17 protein-coding genes are annotated in these 19,259 nt (G+C 64.7%); 7 read left to right on the top strand and 10 right to left on the bottom strand.

Going from position 1 to position 19,259, the window contains the following annotated elements:
• Positions 1-56: 56 nt before the first annotated feature.
• Positions 57-1,478, bottom strand: coding sequence for a tannase/feruloyl esterase family alpha/beta hydrolase (locus ACTOWJ_RS03520; RefSeq protein WP_441333208.1), 1,422 nt, complete (start codon positions 1,476-1,478; stop codon positions 57-59).
• Positions 1,479-2,253: 775 nt separating this feature from the next.
• Here ACTOWJ_RS03520 and ACTOWJ_RS03515 point away from each other — a divergent pair.
• Positions 2,254-2,784 (top strand): hypothetical protein, encoded by a 531-nt coding sequence (locus ACTOWJ_RS03515; RefSeq protein ID WP_441333207.1) that lies wholly within the window; start codon positions 2,254-2,256, stop codon positions 2,782-2,784.
• 122 nt (positions 2,785-2,906) lie between these two features.
• Positions 2,907-4,562: a hypothetical protein gene (locus tag ACTOWJ_RS03510; RefSeq protein WP_441333206.1), complete on the top strand. Its 1,656-nt coding sequence runs from the start codon at positions 2,907-2,909 to the stop codon at positions 4,560-4,562.
• A gap of 146 nt (positions 4,563-4,708) precedes the next feature.
• Here ACTOWJ_RS03510 and ACTOWJ_RS03505 read toward each other — a convergent pair whose 3' ends face one another.
• The 6 genes from ACTOWJ_RS03505 to ACTOWJ_RS03480 all read right to left on the bottom strand — a co-directional run bounded on the left by ACTOWJ_RS03505 (position 4,709) and on the right by ACTOWJ_RS03480 (position 11,281).
• On the bottom strand, positions 4,709-6,661 hold the full coding sequence (locus ACTOWJ_RS03505) for a 3-hydroxyacyl-CoA dehydrogenase NAD-binding domain-containing protein (RefSeq protein ID WP_441333205.1): 1,953 nt from the start codon (positions 6,659-6,661) through the stop codon (positions 4,709-4,711).
• A gap of 1 nt (position 6,662) precedes the next feature.
• The gene (locus tag ACTOWJ_RS03500) at positions 6,663-7,364 is read right to left on the bottom strand and encodes an ABC transporter ATP-binding protein (protein ID WP_441333204.1); all 702 of its coding nucleotides are present in this window, start codon (positions 7,362-7,364) and stop codon (positions 6,663-6,665) included.
• Positions 7,351-8,151 carry an ABC transporter ATP-binding protein gene (locus tag ACTOWJ_RS03495; RefSeq protein ID WP_441333203.1) on the bottom strand — a complete coding sequence of 267 codons (801 nt, stop codon included), beginning with the start codon at positions 8,149-8,151 and terminating at the stop codon, positions 7,351-7,353. The genes ACTOWJ_RS03500 and ACTOWJ_RS03495 overlap by 14 nt, the downstream gene beginning before the upstream one ends.
• Entirely contained in the window at positions 8,148-9,104 is a 957-nt protein-coding gene (locus ACTOWJ_RS03490) for a branched-chain amino acid ABC transporter permease (protein ID WP_441333202.1), read from the bottom strand. The genes ACTOWJ_RS03495 and ACTOWJ_RS03490 overlap by 4 nt, the downstream gene beginning before the upstream one ends.
• Position 9,105: 1 nt before the next feature.
• A complete protein-coding gene (locus ACTOWJ_RS03485) occupies positions 9,106-9,978 on the bottom strand; it encodes a branched-chain amino acid ABC transporter permease (RefSeq protein WP_441333201.1) in 873 nt (290 codons plus the stop codon).
• A gap of 106 nt (positions 9,979-10,084) precedes the next feature.
• On the bottom strand, positions 10,085-11,281 hold the full coding sequence (locus ACTOWJ_RS03480; RefSeq protein ID WP_441333200.1) for an ABC transporter substrate-binding protein: 1,197 nt from the start codon (positions 11,279-11,281) through the stop codon (positions 10,085-10,087).
• Here ACTOWJ_RS03480 and ACTOWJ_RS03475 point away from each other — a divergent pair.
• From ACTOWJ_RS03475 to ACTOWJ_RS03455, 5 genes are all read left to right on the top strand, one after another.
• Positions 11,280-11,504, top strand: a complete 225-nt coding sequence (locus ACTOWJ_RS03475; protein WP_441333199.1) for a hypothetical protein — start codon at positions 11,280-11,282, stop codon at positions 11,502-11,504. The two genes, ACTOWJ_RS03480 and ACTOWJ_RS03475, sit on opposite strands and share 2 nt — an antisense overlap.
• Before the next feature lie 439 nt (positions 11,505-11,943).
• Positions 11,944-12,696, top strand: coding sequence for a 2-(1,2-epoxy-1,2-dihydrophenyl)acetyl-CoA isomerase PaaG (gene paaG, locus ACTOWJ_RS03470; RefSeq protein ID WP_441333198.1), 753 nt, complete (start codon positions 11,944-11,946; stop codon positions 12,694-12,696).
• Positions 12,693-13,142: a hydroxyphenylacetyl-CoA thioesterase PaaI gene (paaI, locus tag ACTOWJ_RS03465; protein WP_441333197.1), complete on the top strand. Its 450-nt coding sequence runs from the start codon at positions 12,693-12,695 to the stop codon at positions 13,140-13,142. The genes paaG and paaI overlap by 4 nt, the downstream gene beginning before the upstream one ends.
• A gap of 32 nt (positions 13,143-13,174) precedes the next feature.
• On the top strand, positions 13,175-14,491 hold the full coding sequence (gene paaK, locus ACTOWJ_RS03460) for a phenylacetate--CoA ligase PaaK (protein WP_441333196.1): 1,317 nt from the start codon (positions 13,175-13,177) through the stop codon (positions 14,489-14,491).
• 73 nt (positions 14,492-14,564) lie between these two features.
• Positions 14,565-15,194, top strand: coding sequence for a TetR/AcrR family transcriptional regulator (locus ACTOWJ_RS03455; RefSeq protein WP_441333195.1), 630 nt, complete (start codon positions 14,565-14,567; stop codon positions 15,192-15,194).
• Positions 15,195-15,217: 23 nt separating this feature from the next.
• Here ACTOWJ_RS03455 and paaZ read toward each other — a convergent pair whose 3' ends face one another.
• The 3 genes from paaZ to ACTOWJ_RS03440 form a co-directional block, all read right to left on the bottom strand.
• Positions 15,218-17,296 carry a phenylacetic acid degradation bifunctional protein PaaZ gene (gene paaZ, locus ACTOWJ_RS03450; RefSeq protein WP_441333194.1) on the bottom strand — a complete coding sequence of 693 codons (2,079 nt, stop codon included), beginning with the start codon at positions 17,294-17,296 and terminating at the stop codon, positions 15,218-15,220.
• Positions 17,297-17,384: 88 nt separating this feature from the next.
• Positions 17,385-18,152 (bottom strand): Phenylacetic acid catabolic protein, encoded by a 768-nt coding sequence (locus ACTOWJ_RS03445; protein ID WP_441333193.1) that lies wholly within the window; start codon positions 18,150-18,152, stop codon positions 17,385-17,387.
• An 18-nt stretch (positions 18,153-18,170) separates the two neighbouring features.
• Entirely contained in the window at positions 18,171-19,247 is a 1,077-nt protein-coding gene (locus tag ACTOWJ_RS03440; protein WP_441333192.1) for a 2Fe-2S iron-sulfur cluster-binding protein, read from the bottom strand.
• Positions 19,248-19,259: the final 12 nt, after the last annotated feature.

The raw sequence follows: 19,259 nt of genomic DNA, 5'->3' as shown, positions 1-19,259 counted from the left end.
GCGGTCGGCAGCGTTGTCCGCCCGCAGACACCGCACGGTCGAACCTTGCGCAGCCGTCAGTACGTGCAGGTGTAGCTGGCCGCCGCGCTGATGTCGCCGCGGCCGTCGTATCGCGGATACTGCGGGTACAGGCAAACCGGCAGGCTTCTTGGCGCGGTGGAACCGGGTTGTATGAAGGTGTAAGTCAGTCGCGTCGGCGCGACGCCCTTTTCCACCCAATCGACGATGGCGCCGGCCCAGTCGATCTGGGTCAGCGCCGAGCCCGCGCCATGATCGTTGCCGGGCACCAGGAAGAAACGGGTATTGGCCGCAGGATCGCCGGCACGCGATGCCTTCGCCGCCCCGATCATCGCCTGGTGGTTGCGATAGTGATCGGGCGCCGACAACAGCGGATCGCCGCCGTCGTGCCAGGAAATCAGTTTCTTGCCCGACGCCACGTAAGCGGCGATCGCCGCGTTGTCGTTATCGACTCCGGCCTGTCGCAAGCCGTTTCTGATCAGCGGATAGTCGCGCGCCAGATCGAATCGCGCCTGTTGCGCCTGAGTCAGCCAGGCGCGATCGCCGGTCGCCAGGAATGCGTATCCGCCACCGAGATCGTTGTAGAAACCACCCGCCAACCAGCGCGAGAAATCGGTCCAGCGATAGCCTGAGTACAGCACCCCGCCATCGGGCAATCTCAACGGCGACAGCAGCCCTTTCAAGGTCCGCACCTGGGCGATGGACAGGCACAGGCCGGGATCGCTGTTCGCGGTAGGCAAGCCGCACGACAGCAAGGCGGGTTCGAAGTCGCAGCTCGCCGGATTCGCCAGATAACCATCGCTCGCGCCGTCGCGCGCATCGCAGGCGGCGACGGCCGATGCGTACGCGGCCCGATACTGCGCCGCGGACAAGGCCGCCGGCGTCGCGAGCGTTTTGGACAGTTGCAACAAGGCCGGTATCGCCGTGCCCATGTTCTGGGTTTCGCAGCCCGAGACGATGCCGTCGTACTGGCCGGGCCAACGTTCGGCCACTTTGTAGGCTTCGCGGCCGCCGTTGGAGCAACCATTGAAATAGGTGAATCTGGGGCGAGCGCCGAAGAACATCTGCGTCACCGCCTTGGCGAAGCCGACCGTCGTACCCAACGCGGCGTACGCATAGTCGGTGGCGGATACACGGCCTTCGGCGGTTCCGTTCGCCCACACGCCGGGCGCCGCTTGCGCGGGCACGAACGCGCGGTTGCCTCCGTTGGAGGCCGCATACACCCCGCGCTGCACGGTAAGCATCGGGCTCAAGGCGATGACGGCGCCGGTCGGATCGGTGGTGACCGCCGAGAAGATGAAACCGTCGAAGCCGCCGCCGCCCTGGTGGAACAGACGACCGGACCAGTTGTCGGGCACATCCACTTCGATGTCCAGATACGGCAACCGCGTGCCGAATACCTGGCAGAAGCCGCTGGTGCTGATCCCGGCAATCGCCTCGACGCGCCGAGTGCGGGTCACCCGGACATCGCCCAGTGTCCGGCCCTCGAGCGCAGCGCATGCCGTGGTGAGCTGTCGCACTGTTGCAGGCGCATCGGCCCCGGTATTCGCGCCGGTAGCCGCATTCGCGGCTCCGCAAACGGCGAGCAAGCAAGCCGTTACCAGCCCTGCGGCCATCGGCAAGCGCCGCGTCCCACGTTCCATCCTCGACTCCAGTTGCATAGCGATCTCCTCAGTGGCTCGGTGTGCGTTCGTTTTCAACCTGGAACGTCGTAGTTGGAGCGTCGCAAGTGCCGATCGATTGCTCCGCAGTGGGTTTCGCGAGCAGCACCTGGCGCGCAGAACCGAGCGCGCAGAACCCAGGGACGGCCGCAAGCCGATCCCGTCCCGCGGAGTCGGAACGCTCTTCCAAGTGCTGCGGACCCATGATATAAACCGGCCAGTCGGTTAATCAATAGGGAGGAGAGGTGTTGTGCCGAAAGCATCCACCTCCGTCACGGTTGGAAAGCTGGTTCGGCCGGCGTGCCGGGGGCTTGAGCCCAGGCCGGGTCCGACGATTCGTCAGTCATCGTCCGCGGCTGCCCACGGCAGCGCATCGCGCATCACAGCCTCGTGCCCTCCCCCACGGCACGCAAGATTCACGTACGCGCATGAGCCGCGATCAGGCCGAACTGAGCACGGCCGTCATCGAGTGGCGCGGTAACCGCCGATGTCGAACATCTACGCCTTCGAAGGCCTGGTACCTGTGGTCGATCCGAGCGCCTACGTGCACCCCACCGCTGTGTTGATCGGCGATGTGATCGTCGGCCCGTGCTGTTACCTCGGTCCGCATGCGGTCCTGCGCGGCGACTTCGGCCGGCTGATTCTGCAAGAGGGAAGCAATCTGCAGGACACCTGCGTCATGCACGGTTTCCCCGACAGCGACACGGTCATCGAAGTCGATGGACACATCGGTCACGGCGCCGTGTTGCATGGCTGCCGGATCGGCAGGAACGCGATGGTCGGCATGAATGCGGTGGTGATGGACAACGCAGTCATCGGCGAATCGAGCATCGTGGCCGCGCTCGCTTTCGTGAAGGCCAACATGACCGTTCCCGCGCGCAGCCTGATCGCGGGCACTCCGGGCAAGGTCGTGCGCGAACTGACCGATCAGGAGATCGCCTGGAAGTCGATCGGCACCGCGGCGTATCGACAATTGGCGGCCCGAAGCCGCGCGTCGTTGCGAGCGGTTGCACCCCTGCGCGAGGTGGAACCCGATCGTCCGCGTCTGCCGCTCGTGCAAGGCGTCGAGCCTCTGTTCCGGTCCAGGCATCCATCCGATTCCTGAGCCTGCGTCTGAGTGCGTACCCGAAGCAACAAGATTCTGCAGTCGCCGATCCACCGGAGAAGAAGAAAGAAACCACTTAGTTCCGCTCCGACAAGGAGCATGCCTCTTGGGAGGGAGGGATCATGAACCACGAGAAAAATCCGTTGCCGACTTCAAGCCGGTTTGGACGCGTTCCTGCCGGCCGCCTCGCCAATACCGCCAAACCCCTGAAAACGGCCGTGCTTACCGGCACGATTGCCCTGCTGCTCGCCCTCGGCGCCGCGAACGATGCGCTCGCGGCGGGTCAGGCGGCCAATTCCGTCGATGCCAAGATCGATCGGATGCAGGCGCAGATCGAAGCACTGCAGAAAGAACTTTCGGAACTGAAGGCGGCACAGGCGGACAATGCGCAAGCCACCGTCCAGGCGCAGCAAACCGCGCAGACGGCGCAGGACACCGCGACCAAGGTCGTCGAGAAGAAAATCGCCGACAACAGCAAACCGGTGATCATGGCGGGGCCGGTCTCGGTGTCGCTCGGCGGCTTCCTCGATTTCACCGCGGCCTATCGCGACCTCAACACGGTTTCCGACGTTGCGACCGCGTTCAACACCATTCCCTACGCCAACTCACCGAATCATGACGTCAGCGAGTTCCGTCCCTCGGCGCGCGGAAGCCGCATCACCCTGCTCGCCAAGGGCCCGAGCGACGGCAACCGCAGCGTCGACGCCTACGTCGAAGGCGATTTCTCCGGCGCGGCGCCCACCGCGAATTCGGGCCAGAGCAACAGCTACACCCCACGCCTGCGCCAGGCCTGGGCCGCGTACAACAACAAGAACGCGGGCCTCTACTTGCTGGCCGGCCAGGCGTGGAGCCTGACCACATTGAGCAAGAACGCGGGCATGACCGCGAACAGCGAGGCGATCCCGATCGGCGTGGACCAGGGTTATGTGGTCGGCTTCAACTGGACGCGCGCGCCGCAGGTCCGCGTGGTCAAGAAATTCAGCGACAAGGTCGCTGGCGGCATTTCGTTCGAAGGTCCGCAGACCTCGGTCTTCCGGGGGCCGAACGCGCCGCTGACGCCGACCATCACGACCAATCCCGGCGGTCCGGGATTCGCGCCGACCTCGAACTACTCGCTCGACATCGCGCCCGACATCGTCGCCAAGTTCGGTATCGACACCTCGATCGGCCACTTCGAGGGCTTCGGTCTCGGCCGCTGGTTCCGTTCGCGCATCGGTACCGAGAACGACACCGTATTCGCGGGCGGCATCGGGCTGGGCGCCTTCCTGCCGATCGTTCCCAAAGTGCTGGACGTAAGCGCCACGGTGATGACCGGCAAGGGCATCGGCCGCTACGGCACGGGCCAGTTGCCCGACGCGACGCTCAAGCCCACCGGCGAGCTTGCGCCGATCGAGCAGACCACGGCGATGCTCGGGGTGATCGGCCATGTCTCGCCGACCGTGGACCTGTTCGGCTACTTCGGCGTCGAGCGTGCGAAACGCGAGGACTACACCGCCGTTTCCGGGGGCCGCACGCTCGCCTATGGCTACGGCAACTCGCTGTACGACAACTCCGGTTGCTGGACCGAAGGCGCGGCGAACTGCATGGGCAACACGCGCAAGCTGGAAATGGCGGTGATCGGCGGCTACTGGAAGTTCTACAAGGGCGAGGTCGGCACGATGATGGCCGGCCTGCAGTTCGAGCATGTGCGCAAGCAAGGATTCGACGGGATCGGCGGCACGCCGGAGACGTCGATGAACGCGTTGCTGTTCACGCTGCGCTATTTCCCGTTCCAATAGCGTCCATCGCCCTTCTCCCCGCTGCACTCAGCGGGGAGAAGCGGCCGGCCGGCTCGTGAGTCCTTCGCGCGAATCAGCGCGAATCAACGCGAATTCGCTCAGCGGGACCGTCGGTCTGATACGCCCTGCGTTCCGTCGGCACACGATCAATCGGCCGGCCCGCCGCTGGCCCGCGCGAACATCGGTCCACCCCGCCAGCGCGGAAAGCCGTAACCGTGGATCTCCACCAGATCGATGTCCGACGCCTGGCCGGCGATACCCTCGGCCAGGATCGCATCGCCTTCGTCCGCCATCTCGCCGACCAGACGATCGGCGATCGCCGATCGAGCCATGAGATTGCGCCCACCGATCCTGGCGCCGAGCAGTTCCGATACGATCGCCGAAGATTGCGGCGTGCGGTCCCCCAGCGTGTAGTCGTACCACCCTGCCCTGGTCTTGTGCCCCTTGCGTCCGGCGCGCACCAGAATATCGCCGAGCGTTTCCGCGATGCTCTGTCCGCTCGCGCGCGCGCCTTCGCGCTGCAGATAGGCGATGTCCAGGCCGCCCAGGTCCTGCGCCTCGAAAGGCCCCATCGCGAATCCGTATTCGCGCATCGCCGCATCGATCTGCGCGATGGGCACGCCGTCGCGCACGAGCGACTCGGCCGCGGCCCGATAGCGCTTGAGGATGCGGTTGCCGATGAAGCCTTCGCAGATGCCGGACTGGATCGGCACCTTTCCCAGGGTCCTGGCGAGCGCGAAGCTGCTCGCCAATACCTGCGCCGAGGTCTGCGGGATCGGCACGATCTCCAGCAGTTTCATGACATTGGCAGGGCTGAAGAAGTGCAATCCGATGAAACGCGACGGGTCGTGCACGTCCTGCGCGATCAGGCGCGGGTCGAGATACGAGGTGTTGGTGGCCAGCACCGCATCGCCGCGGCACGCCGCGGTGAGCCGTTCGAACACCGCACGCTTGACGCTGAGTTCCTCGAACACGGCTTCGATGACCATGTCCGCGTCGGCCAGAAGGCCGTAGTCCGTCGAGGCCGTCACGCCGGCCAACCTCGCTTCGGCCTGAGCCGGCGTCAGCTTGCCGCGTTTGACGCCGCCTTCGACGATCGAACGGATATTGCCCAGGCCACGTGCCACGGCCTCGTCGTCGCGCTCGATCATCACGACCGGAAGGTCGGCATCGCGCAAGGCCGCCGCGATACCGGCGCCCATCGTGCCGCCGCCGACCACGCCGATCTTGCGCAGCGGCGCAAACTCGATGTTCCTCATGCCGGCCGGATGCGCCGCGGCGCGTTCGGCGAAGAAGACCGTTCGCAACGCCGCCGCCTGTGGCGATCCGCGCAGTTCGAGAAAGGACTTGCGTTCGAAGGCCAATGCTTCGGCGAAGGGTGCTTCCACCGCCTTGCGCACGCACTCCAGCGCGATCAGCGGCGCTGTTTCGCCCTTGGCCCGTTTTGCGATGGCCGCCTTGCGTTCGTCCCAGAACGCCGGCGGCGGCGCGGCGACAGGTCGCTGCGAAACCGGCAGTGGCGCTTGCCTGGCCATTGCCTGGCGGGCGAAGGCCTTCGCGGCGGCGAGCAGGTCGCCTTCGACCACCGCATCGAGCAGTCCCATGTCCAGCGCCTTGGCCGCCTTGACGGGCTTGCCGGTGGTGACCAGTTCCAGCGCCGCCTCGGCGCCGACCAGGCGCGGCGTGCGTACCGTTCCCGACGCACCGGGCACCAGGCCCAGGCCGACTTCCGGCAAGCCGACCGAAGCGGTCGGCGACGCGATGCGGAAGCGGCAGCCGAGTGCGATCTCGAAACCGCCTCCCAGAGCGGTTCCGTGGATCGCCGCCGTCCACGGTTTGCTCGCCGCCTCGATGCGGTTCACCACCTGCGGCAGATGAGGTTCCATCGGCGCCTTGCCGAATTCGGCAACGTCGGCGCCGGCGATAAAGGTGCGCCCGGCGCAATGGAGCACGACGGCCTTGACGTCCTCGGCGGCGTCCAGTTCGGCCGCCGCCTTGAGCAGGCCTTCGCGCACCGGTTGGCTCAGTGCGTTGACCGGAGGATGGTCGATGGTGACGACGGCGATGTCGCCGTCCACGCAGATGGTGACGACGGACATTTCAAACACCCAGATAAGCTTCGCGGATACGCGGGTCGGCGATCAACGCGTCTGCCGCGCCCTCCATTCCGACTTTTCCGTTTTCGAGAACGTAGCCGCGGTCGGCGATCTTGAGCGCGCCGAAGGCGTTCTGTTCGACCAGCAGCACCGTCACGTCCGAGGCTTTCAAGCCCTTCACCACCTCGAAGATCTGCTGGACGAGGATCGGCGCGAGCCCCATGGACGGCTCGTCCAGCAGCAGACACGACGGCCGCCCCATGAGCGCTCGTGCGATGGCCAACATCTGCTGCTGGCCGCCGGAAAGACCGCCGGCCGAAAGATTGCGCTTTTCCTTGAGAACCGGAAACATCTGGAAGGTGTCCTGCATGTCTTTGACGACCTTGTCGTCGCGAAACAGAAACGCTCCCAGGCGCAGGTTCTCTTCCACGCTGAGGTTGGTGAAAATCTGCCGTCCCTCGGGCGATTGCGCCAGACCGCGACCCACACGTTTGTACGCGGCCACCTGCGTCAGCGGCTCGCCGCGGAACGTTATCGTGCCGGTGGTCACCGGCTGAACGCCCGACAAGCAGCGCAGGAGCGTGGTTTTGCCCGCGCCGTTGGCGCCGACGACCGCGACGATTTCGCCCGGGCCGACATGCAAATCGATCCCGTGCAGTACCTCGATGCGCCCGTAGTGCGAACGCAGGCCTTCAACCGTGAGCACGATCCGCCTCCACGCCGAGATAGGCGGCGATCACCGCGGGATTGCGACTGACCGTCGCCGGATCGCCTTCGGCGATCTTCTTGCCGTGGTCGAGCACGACGATATGGTTGGAGATGCGCATGACCATCTTCATGTCGTGCTCGACCAACAAGATCGCGACGCCGGACGAAGCCACCTCCGCGATCAGACGGTCGATCTCCTCGGTTTCCACCGCGTTGCATCCGGCCGCCGGTTCGTCCAACAGCAAGATCCTCGGGCTCAGCCCGAGCGCGCGCGCGATTTCCAGCCGCTTGAGCGACCCGTAGGACAGGCTTCCCGCTTCGCATGCCGCCGCGCTTTCGAGCCCGACCCGCGCCAGCAGTTGGCGCGCGCCCTCCTCCGCCCGCCTGGCCCGGCGCCGCGACGATGGCAGGCCGAACATATCGGCCAGAACCGGCCCGCGTTCTTGCAGGTGATACCCAACGATTGCGTTTTCGAGCACGCTCATCGACTGGAATATCTGCAGGTTCTGGAAAGTGCGCGACATGCCCAGACGCGCCAGCAGATAAGGCGGCATGCCGGTTATGTCGCGTCCGTTCAACGCGACCCGCCCCGCGCCCGGCCGGTAGATGCCCGAGATCATGTTGAACAGCGTCGTCTTGCCGGCGCCGTTCGGACCGATCATCGAAACGATCTCGCCGGGCCTCACGCAAAAGCCCACGTCCTGCACCGCCTTGAGGCCGCCGAATCCGATGCTCAGGCCCTCGACGGAAAGCAGCGTATCGCGCTGGTCCCTGTCCAGGCTCATGCGCCCCCCTTCTTGAACTTGCGCAACACGGAAGGCAGCAAGCCGCGCGGCAGGAAGATCATGACCACGATCATGATCAGGCCGAGCACCATCTGTTCGTACTCGGCGAATACCGTGAGCACTTGCGGCAACAGCGTCAGCACCGCCGCGCCGAAGATCGCGCCGAGAACCGAGTTGACGCCGCCGAGAACGGCCATGGTGACCAACTCGATCGAATGCATGAACCCCGCGACATCGGGCGTGACCAACTTGTTCTGCAAGGCCAGCAGCGAACCCGACACCGATGCGTAGATCGCCGACACGACGAACGCCTGCAATTTCGCTCGAGCGACGTCGATACCGACCGTCCCGGCGGCGACCTCCGAATCGTGCAGCGCCCGCAACGATCGGCCGATCGGGCTGTTGTAGATGTTGAGCGCCGTCCAGGCGGCGATCAGCAGGCAAAAGCCGGAGAAGAAATACCAGAATTGGCTGTCGGACAATTTCAGGCCGATATCTTTCAGCAAGCCGCGCAAGCCCAGGTCGGGAACCTCCATGCCGTCCGGGCCGCGGGTCAGCTGGTGCTCGTTGTTCAACACCATCGATACAAGGATGCCGAAGCCGAGCGTGGCGACGCTGAGGTAGTAGCCCTTGAGCCGCAGGATCGGACGCCCGACCAGGAAGGCCAACACCGCGGAAACCAATGCGCCCAGCGGGAGCGCCAGGGCCGGCGGAATCCCGAGATGTATCGGCGCGAGCGCACAGGCATAACCGCCGATACCGGCGAACCCGGCCTGCCCGAGACTGACCTGTCCCGCATAGCCGGTGAGGATGACGATGCCGAGCACGGCGATGGCGTTGACGCAGATCAACGCGCCGACGCGGTAGTAGTAGTTCGAAGGAAACAGCAACGGCGCGAGCGCTATCGCGGCGATCAGAACGATCAGGGTGGCTTGTTTGGCGGTCAGTTTCACGTCACACCCTGTCCATCGACTTGCGGCCGAACAGGCCTTGCGGCATGAGGAAGAGCACCGCGAGGATGACGATGAAGGCCGCCGCATCCTTGTACTGCGAAGAAACGTACCCGGCCGTCAGCGCCTCGATCAATCCCAACAGCAAGCCGCCGACGAGCGCTCCCTTCGGATTGCCCATGCCGCCGAGCATGGCGCCGGCGAATCCCTTCAGCGCCAGACCGAGGCCGACATCGTAGGACGTCAGCGTGATCGGCGTGACCAACACGCCGGCCAGCGCGCCGATGGCCGCCGAAAGCGCGAAGGACAAGGTCATGATGAAGCGGGTGTTGATGCCGACCAACTGCGCCGCGAGCCGGTTATTGGAAGTCGCGAGCACCGCGGCGCCGGTCAGGGTCTTGGTGAAGAAAAGCCACAGGCCGACGAAGACCGCGATCGCACCGGCGATGACCCAAAGGCTCTGCGGAAGGATCGTCGCCCCGAACAGGCGCAAGGGTTCGTCGCCCGAGAACGCCGGAAAGGAACGGATCTGCTTTCCGAACACCAACTGGGCGATACCGCGGATGAAGATCGAAACGCCGATGGTGATGATGATCAGCGAGACCACCGGTGCGCCGCGCGCCGGCTCGATCGTCAATCGGTTCATCCCGACGCCGATCAGTCCGGCCACCGCGATGGCTATCAGCGCGGCCAGCGGCAGGGGAACTCCCGAAGTAAACATAACGACGGTCGTCATTCCGCCCAGCATGACGAATTCGCCCTGGGCGAAGTTCACCACGTCCGACGCGTTGTAAATGATCGTGAAGCCCAGCGCGACCAGCGCGTAGACCGCGCCGATCGTCACCCCCGAGAACAGGAATTGCAGAAGGTCCGACATCACAGGCTCCAACCGGCGTCAGTGGCGCAATCCGGATGCGGACTACGCGTGGTCCGCACGACGGTGTCGAACGGCCCCGCCTCGCGGCAGGCGCCGTATCGGAGCGCTACTCCACCAGCGTCCACTTGCCGTTTTTGATTTCCAGCATGCGGAACGCCGACTGATTGAGGCCCAGATGGTCGGTCGGGCCGAAGCTATAGACGCCGGTCGTCCCCGCCAGGTTGCTGGTGGCTTCGATCGCATCGCGAATCGCTGCGGGCTTGGCCGAACCGGCGCGCTTGATCGCATCGGTCGTGATCAGGAAAGCGTCGTTGGCATAACCGCCGAAGGTGCTGACCGGTATCGCGTACTTGGCTTCGAAGGCCGCCTTGTAGGTCGCGACGGGGGCCTTCTGCGGATCGCCGTTCTGCAGCAGGTCGGCCACCAGCAGCGCCGTGCCCGGCAGGCGCACGCCCTCGGCCGCCGGCGCGCCGGCCAGTTCGATGAAACCGTCCGAAGCCACGCCGTGCGACTGATAGAACGGCAGGCCGATCGCGAGCTGCTTGTAATTGCGAGTCACGATCGACGGGCCCTGGCCGAAACCGGGATTGAGCACGGCCTGAATGCCGGGCGCGCCCTTGATCTTGGTGAGCTGCGCCGTCATGTCGGCGTCCTTGGGATCGTAGGTCTCGTCGGCGACGATCTCGATACCGTAGTCGCCGACGACCGACTTGCACTGCGCGCGCATCGACGCGCCGAAACCGTCGGTTCCCGAGATCATGCCGATCTTGGTGAAGCCGCGCGTCTTGATGTCCTCGAAGATCTTCTGGCAAGCCATGCGATCGGTATGCGGCGTCTTGAACGTGAACTTCTTGACCGGCTGGATGATGTCGATTGCGCCGGCCAGCGAGACGAACGGTACTTCGGCATCCTCGGCCACGGCGAGGATGGACATGGTCGTGCCGGTGGTCGTGCCGCCGATGATCGCGACGACCCCGTCGTTCTCCACCAGTCGGGTGGCGAAGGTCCGCGCCTTGTTCGGATCGCCGCCGTCGTCGTAGAGCACGAGACTGATTTTTTCGCCGTTGATGCCGCCGGCGGCGTTCAGTTCATCGACCAGCATCTGCAAGGTCTTGGCTTCGGGGTCGCCGAGGAAGGCGGCCGGTCCGGTGGCGGACACCGAGGCGCCGATCTTGATTCCGCCGGAGCTGATTTTGGCGGACGCTGTTTTATCCGGCGTAGGGGTCGCATCGTCGGATGAGGTCCGGGCGCAGCCCAGACCCACCATCGCCGCAAATACGGCGATCGCAATGACTCGTTTCATGTTCTCTTCCCTCCCAGAAAGAAAGCTGATGAATGCAACAGGGCCGCCGCCGGCCTGTGCCGCATGGCGCGGCGGAAACGAACGGCACGACGACGGCGTCGGTAAGGCGGGCCTTGCCTTCGAGGTCGCCCCCGGTCATGTGGAAATCGCGAAGCTCGCGGACGGGTTCATGAAGCGGTTGCCGGCCGGATCGATCGACGCATCCGCGCCCGGCCCTTGCTGAGACGACGATTGCGTTCGATACGATCCTGGTTCGTGTCGTGGAGAACGGCGGAGAGGCTGTCCTCGGCCTTGGCGATTCCGACGATCCACACCCATCTCGGCCACGGTAAAGAAGAAGGCCGGACCGAACGTTCGGTCTGCACGGCGGGCACGTCCGCATCGGCGGCCCCGTCCCGCACGGGCCGCTGGCGCTCGAAGCACTCCGACATCCAATCCCTCCATTGGAGTCTTCATTTCCTCACGAATCTAATATTGACCGAATGGTCGGTTTAACGCAAGATTCGCCAGAAAGCAACCGACGGGCAGCAAATCGCCCACCGAGCTAGAGAGGAAAAACGATGCTTGCTTCTGAAACCAAGCGGCCGACAAGCGCGCAGTCGACAGGCCTGCAGTCCACAGGCGCGCCATCGACCAGCGTCCTGTCCGAGCTGACCGACGGCGTGCTGCGGCTGACCCTCAATCGCCCGGACAAGCTCAACTCCTTCAACGAAGAAATGCACCTTGCGCTTCGCGCCGGCATCCAGCGCGCCCAGGACGACGACGCTGTTCGCGCCGTTCTGCTGACCGGCGCGGGGCGTGGCTTCTGCGCCGGACAGGATCTGGGCGATCGCGATCCGCGCAACGCCGAAGCGGCGCCCGACCTCGGCCATACGCTAGAGACCTTCTACAATCCCACATTGCGATTGATGCGCGGACTCGAGAAGCCCATCGTTTGCGCGGTCAACGGCGTGGCCGCGGGTGCCGGCGCCAACATCGCCTTCGCCTGCGACATCGTCCTCGCGGCGAAATCCGCCAAGTTCATCCAGTCATTCGCCAGGGTCGGCCTGGTGCCGGACGCGGGCGGCACATGGAGCCTGACCCGTATTCTGGGAGAGCCGCGCGCCAAAGCCCTGACCATGACGGCCGAACCGTTGCCCGCGCAGAAAGCGGCCGAATGGGGACTGATCTGGAAAGTCGTTGAAGACGCCGAACTCATCGATGAAGCTCAGGCGCTCGCGGCGTCGCTGGCCAGCGGTCCGACGCTCGGCCTGGGTCTTACCAAGCGCCTGATCCACGCATCGGCAACGAACAGCCTGGAGGAACAACTGGATGCGGAGCGCGACTGTCAGCGCATCGCCGGCCGCAGCGGCGACTATGCCGAGGGCGTTACCGCCTTCCTGGAAAAGCGCGCGGCGAAGTTCCACGGTCAATGACCCGCGCCTCGCCGATGACCCCGATCGAGCTGGCGCAAGCGTCGGCCGAGGCGATGTGGGATAACGACTGCGCGAGCCAAGCCTTGGGCATGACGCTCGAACACACCGCTCCCGGCGAAGCGACACTGTCGATGACGATCACCCAAGCCATGTCCAACGGTCACGGCCATTGCCATGGCGGCTTCATGTTCACGCTCGCCGACTCGGCCTTCGCCTTTGCCTGCAACAGCTACAACCAGATGACGGTCGCGCAGCACTGCTCGATCACCTATCTGACTCCTGTCCACGTAGGCGATCGCCTGACGGCGACGGCGCGGGAGGTTTCGCGCCGCGGCAGATCGGGCCTCTACGATGTTCGCCTCACCAATCAGGCCGGCGACGCCGTCGGCGAGTTCCGGGGGCATTCGCGCACCGTAAAAGGCACCCATCTGCCCATCGACGAATAGAATCAGACTCAGTTTCCTTGAGGGAGGAGACCTTGGAGAACCTTGCCCCACGCAAAGAAGATCTCGAACCGATCGAAGTCGCCTCGCGCGACGAGATCTCCGCGCTCCAGTTGAACCGGATGAAGCAATCTCTCAAGCACGCCTACGAGAACTCGCCCTTCTTCCGCAAGCGCTTCGACGAGAAAGGCGTGCACCCCGACGACCTGAAATCGCTCGCCGATCTGTCGAAATTCCCGTTCACCAGCAAGCAGGACCTGCGCGACACCTATCCGTTCGGCATGTTCGCCGTCGCGCGGAACAAGCTGGCACGCATCCATGGCTCCTCGGGAACCACCGGCAAGCCGACGGTCGTCGGCTACACGGCTGCGGACATCGATACGTGGGCCGGCCTGATGGCGCGCTCGATCCGCGCCGCTGGCGGCCGTGCCGGCGATATCCTGCACAACGCGTATGGCTACGGCCTGTTTACCGGCGGACTCGGCGCTCACTACGGCGCCGAGCGCCTGGGCTGCACCGTGGTGCCGATTTCCGGCGGCATGACCGAACGCCAGGTCACCTTCATCGACGACTTCAAGCCATCGATCATCATGGTCACCCCGTCGTACATGCTGTCGATCCTCGACGAGTTCAGACGACAGGGCCTGGACCCGCGCGAGAGCTCGCTCAAGGTCGGCATCTTCGGGGCCGAGCCTTGGACCAACGCCATGCGCGGCGAGATCGAAGAGGCCTTCGACATGCACGCGGTCGATATCTACGGCTTGTCGGAAGTCATGGGCCCCGGCGTCGCGCAGGAATGCGTGGAGAGCAAGGACGGCCTGCATGTGTGGGAAGACCATTTCTATCCGGAAGTCGTCGATCCGGTAACAGGCCGCACGCTCCCCGACGGCGAGTTGGGCGAACTGGTGTTCACCACGCTCAGCAAGGAAGCCTTGCCGATGGTGCGCTATCGCACGCGCGATCTGACGCGCCTGCTGCCGGGCACCGCGCGCTCGATGCGCCGCATCGAGAAGATCACCGGCCGTTCGGACGACATGATGATCCTGCGTGGCGTCAACGTCTTCCCGACCCAGATCGAAGAACAGATTCTCAAGTGCAAGGGACTCGCGCCGCATTTCTACATCGAACTGACCCGCGCCGGCCGCATGGACGACATGGTGGTGCATGTCGAATGCGCGCAGGACATGAGCGGCGCCGACGCTCGCGCCGGATCGGCGAAGGAGTTGGCTCATCACATCAAGAGCGTCGTCGGCGTCTCGACCAGGATCGAGGTTCGCGACCCGAGTTCGGTGGCGCGATCGGAAGGCAAGGCCAAGCGCGTGGTGGACAACAGGCCGAAAAATGGCGGATGATAACTGAGAGGCAATTCATACTTTCACGTTTGCCGGAACGCACCATCCCCCGCACTCGCGCGGCTTGCGGAGGGTGCTCCGGGTATTAGGGCATTGGACCGATATGGCTCGGACACGAGCACAAGACTTCGAAGAAAAGCAACTCGCCCTGCTGGACTACGCCGCCCAGACGCTGGCGACTCTGGGCGTCGATAAGGCATCGATGTCGCAGATCGCCAAACAGGCGAATGTGTCGAAGGCGTTGCTTTACCACTACTACCCGAGCAAGGACGCGCTCGTCTTCGCGATCATCTTTACGCATCTGGAAGCGCTCGACGCGGACTTGGCCGCGTCCGACAACCCGGCGATGCGGCCGACAGCGCGGTTGAAGCTTCTGGTGAGCGTCGTGCTCGAGAACTATCGCGGTGCGGACGATCGGCACCGGGTGCAACTCAACGCGATGAGCATGCTGACCGACGAGCAACGACAGACGATCACCGAAGTCGAACGACGCATCGTTCGCCGGTTCGCGTCGACCTTGCGCGAGATCAGGCCCGACCTGGACAGCAAGGATCGCCCGCTCGTCATGCCGGTCACCATGTCGCTGTTCGGCATGCTCAACTGGATGTACATGTGGTTCAGGGACGGTGGCCAGGTCACCCGCGAAGACTATGCTTCGATCGTAACCGCCTTGATCCTCAAGGGCATCAAGGCAGTACGCTGAACGGCGTCGCGTCGGCCTGAACGTCACTGCGGCGTTGCGTGTGTTTCCGTCATCGGCCAGGTCTTCGCCACCATGGTCAGGACGTCGTACTGCGCGACTACCTCGCCCTTCTGATTGGTCACCTGACAATCCCAACGCACTTCGCCGTGCTCGGCGTTGTCGCGCGGATTGATCTCCTTGCAGGTCAGCCTGACCTGCAGCGTGTCGCCGAAATAGACCGGCGTCATGAAGCGCAGATCGTCGACGCCGTAGTTGGCCAGCACCGGGCCCGGATTGGGCTCGACGAACAGGCCCGCGGCGAAAGAAACGATCAGATAGCCGTGGGCCACGCGATCGTCGAAGAACGGGTTGGCCTTCGCCGCCGCTTCGTCCATGTGCGCATAGAACGTATCGCCGGTGAAGCGGGCGAAGTGTTCGACGTCTTCTTGAGTGATTTGGCGCTTCGCGGTGATCAGTTGGTCGCCGATCCGCAACTGCGCGAGCGACTTGCGGAACGGATGCTCGCCCTCGCCGCCCGCGTCGGCGCCCTCGACCCAGCGGCCGGTGACGGCCGAAAGCAGGCGCGGCGTGCCCTGTACGGCGGTGCGCTGCATGTAATGCTTGACGCCGCGCATCCCGCCCATCTCCTCGCCGCCGCCGGCGCGTCCGGGACCGCCATGGACCAGGCCCGCCAGCGGCGAACCGTGGCCGGTGGATGTCTTGGCCGAGCGTCGGTTGCCGATCAGCACGCGGCCGTGCAACGGCGCGACGCCGATCACCACTTCCTCGGCCACCTTGGGATCGTCGGTGAAGATCGATGAAACCAGCGAGCCCTTGCCCAGCTTCGCGAGCTCGATCGCCTCTTCGATCGAATCGTAAGGCAGCACGGTCGATACCGGACCGAAAGCCTCGACCTCGTGCACCTTGGTCGCGGCGAACGGATTTTGCGCGTACAGCAGCACCGGATTGAGGAACGCGCCTTTTTCCGGATCGCCCGAGCTCAGGCGCACATCGTCCGGATTGCCGGCGACGATTTCCGCATCGGCCAGCAAATCCTGGATGCGCTCTCGTACTTCCTTGAGCTGATCCAGCGACGCCAACGGTCCCATGCGCGTCGCCTCTTCTCCAGGCAAGCCGAGCGCGGTCTTGTCCAGGCGGTCGCGCAGCGCCTCGATCAGCGCGCCGACATGATCGCGCGGCGCGATCACGCGGCGGATCGCCGTGCATTTCTGCCCGGCCTTCACGGTCATCTCGCGCGCGACTTCCTTGACGAACAGATCGAACTCCGGCGTGCCCGGCGCGGCGTCAGGACCGAGAATCGAAGCGTTGAGGCTGTCGGCCTCCATGGTGAAGCGCACCGAATTGGCGATGATCGCCCGGCCCGCCTTGAGCTTCTGGCCGGTCCAGGCCGAACCGGTGAACGTCACCACGTCCTGCCCGGTGACATGATCGAGCAGGTCGCCGACCGAGCCGGAAATCAGCTGTAATGCGCCTTCGGGCAACAGGCCGGTCTCGACGATGCGACGCACCATCAGTTCGGTCAGATACGCCGTCTGCGACGCGGGCTTGACGATGCAGGGCACGCCGGCGAGAAAAGTGGGCGAAATCTTCTCCAGCATGCCCCAGATCGGAAAATTGAAGGCGTTGATATGCACCGCCACGCCTTGCAACGGGGTGTAGATGTGCTGCGCGCTGAAGCTGCTGTCCTTGGACAGCGGCTCGACGTCGCCATCGGTGAGAACACGCGTATTGGGCAATTCGCGCCGGCCCTTGGAGGCGAACGCGAACATCGTGCCAATGCCGCCTTCGATGTCGACCCAGCCGTCGGCGCGGGTCGCGCCGGTGCGAAAACTTTCGGCATAGAACTCTTCTTTCTTCTCCATCAGCGCGATGCCGAGCGCCTTGAGCATGCCGGCGCGTTCGTGGAAGGACATCGCGCGCAGCTCAGGACCGGCGACCGAACGCCCATAATCGAGCACTTCCGCGAAATCCAGACCCTTCGAGTCGATCAGCGCGACCGGTTCGCCGGTGGCGGCGTCGAGCAGCGGCTGGCCCTCGCCCTGGCCCGCCGTCCAGGCTCCGTAAACGTAACTTTGCAGCCGACGCGGCGCTGTATTTGCCATGGTGTGCCCTCTGTCGTGTTGTGCGGCTCGGCCGTGAGGCCATGCCGATGATTGATCGTCGATAGGCTTTCAGAGCCTGCGCGCTTTTTTACAAGCCCAGCGCACCCAACCGTTCGGCGACCGCTTGTCGCCATTGCGCCGACAACACCTCGTTGGGCGCGTGTCGCAGGCCGAACTTGCGCAGCGTGTCGAACCGACCGGAGCCGGCGACGCCGAAGGTGGTGGCCACACGCGGCTTCCAGTAGGCCAGCGCCTGTTCGACCGCCGTTTTGCCTTCAGGCGCGGAGGCGATCTTCTGCAATCCCTCGAAGCCGAGTTCGGCATGGCGCGCTTCGCGCGGCGCGATAGCGCGAAACACCTCGGCCAGTGGCGCGTAGGACACTTGTGTCAGATCGGCCATCTGAATACCCGTCGCCAGGCCCTGCAACACATTCATGACGACCGCGTCGGCCCAGCTTTCGATCGGATAGTGGAACACCGCGAGCCGCATGTCGCCGCCCTGGCGCGCCGCACCGATGTCGACGTTGCGCTCGACCCGCGCCGTCCAATCGTGTTGGGCCTGGTAGCGATCGGCATCCGTTCCGAAATCGGCCATGATCCCCAGCACGCGCTCGGCATGATCGGCCTTCTCCAGGGTGATGCGACTGGCGGCGATGCGCTCCTTTATGCCCGGCGCAAAGTTGATCGAACCGGCGAAGCCCGCGGAGGCCGCCAGTTCGCTGTCCACGAAAGAGGACATCAGGCGCATCAATTCTCCGCGATAGCGAGCCGGCGCGTTGCCCGGCGCGGTCAGCACACCGCCCTGCGCGAGGTAGTCTTCGATGTTCATCGAATCGGTGTTCGTCGTATCGGCCATCGTCTGCGCTCCCCTGGCCTATTCGTCGTAGGTCACGACGATGCGATCGGTCAGCGGAAACGCCTGACAGCTCAGCGCGTACCCGGCGCGCACCTCGTAGTCCTCGAGCGCGTGGTTCACCGCCATTTCCACCTCGCCTTCCAACACCTTGCAGCGGCAGGTGGAGCAAACGCCGGCCTTGCACGCGAACGGAACGTCCATATGGGCGCCATGCGCCGCATCGAGAACGCTCTGGCCGCTGCGCGGCATGGTGAAAGTGCGGGTCGCGCCGTCCAGGGTCACGGTTGCGCTGACATTGGCTTGCGAAGCGACCGCCGTCGCGGACACCGCCCTGGCTTTCGCCCGGCCCGGCTGGCCGGAGGCGAAAAGCTCGAACTTGATCTGCGCGTCGCTCAACCCGTGCTCGCGCAGAGCCGCGGCGACCGCGAGCATCATCGGCTCGGGTCCGCAAATGAACGCGGTATCGACCGAGGCGGCATCGATCCAGTGCGCGAACAGCGCCTTCACCTTTTCGCCGTCGACGCGGCCGGTAAACAGTGCGATGTCCTGCGCCTCGGCGCGCAGCACATGGATCACCGACAAGCGGCCGAGATAAAGATTCTTGAGGTCATCGAGTTCCTCGCGGAACATGATCGAGCTGATCTGCCGGTTGGCGTAGACCAGGGTGAAGCTCGATCCAGGTTCGCGCGCCAGCACGGTCTTGATGATCGACACCAGCGGGGTGATGCCCGAGCCACCGGCAAAACCCAGATAGTGCTTGACAGTGTCCGGTTCGATCGGGGTGAAGAACCTGCCCATCGGCGGCATGGCGTCGATCTCGTCGCCGACCGCCAGATGTTCGTTCGCCCAGGTCGAGAACGCTCCGCCGTCGACCCGCTTGATGCCGACCTTCAACACGCCCTCGTCGCAGCCGGCGCAGATCGAATAGGAGCGCCGCAATTCGTCGTCGCCGAAATCCCGGCGCAAGGTCAGGTATTGCCCTTGGGTGAAGTCGAACAGCGCACGATCCTGTTCACGCGGCATGAGCGTCACCACCACGGCATCGCGGGTTTCGCGCCGCACATCGGTGACTTTCAGCGGGTGAAATCGCGCCATCGCGTCAGTCCT

The organism is Lysobacter sp. CA199, from assembly GCF_052078715.1.
Lineage (GTDB): Bacteria > Pseudomonadota > Gammaproteobacteria > Xanthomonadales > Xanthomonadaceae > Lysobacter.
The sequence above is the reverse complement of the archived record's forward strand: the minus strand, read 5'-3'. Positions and strand labels throughout refer to the sequence as shown.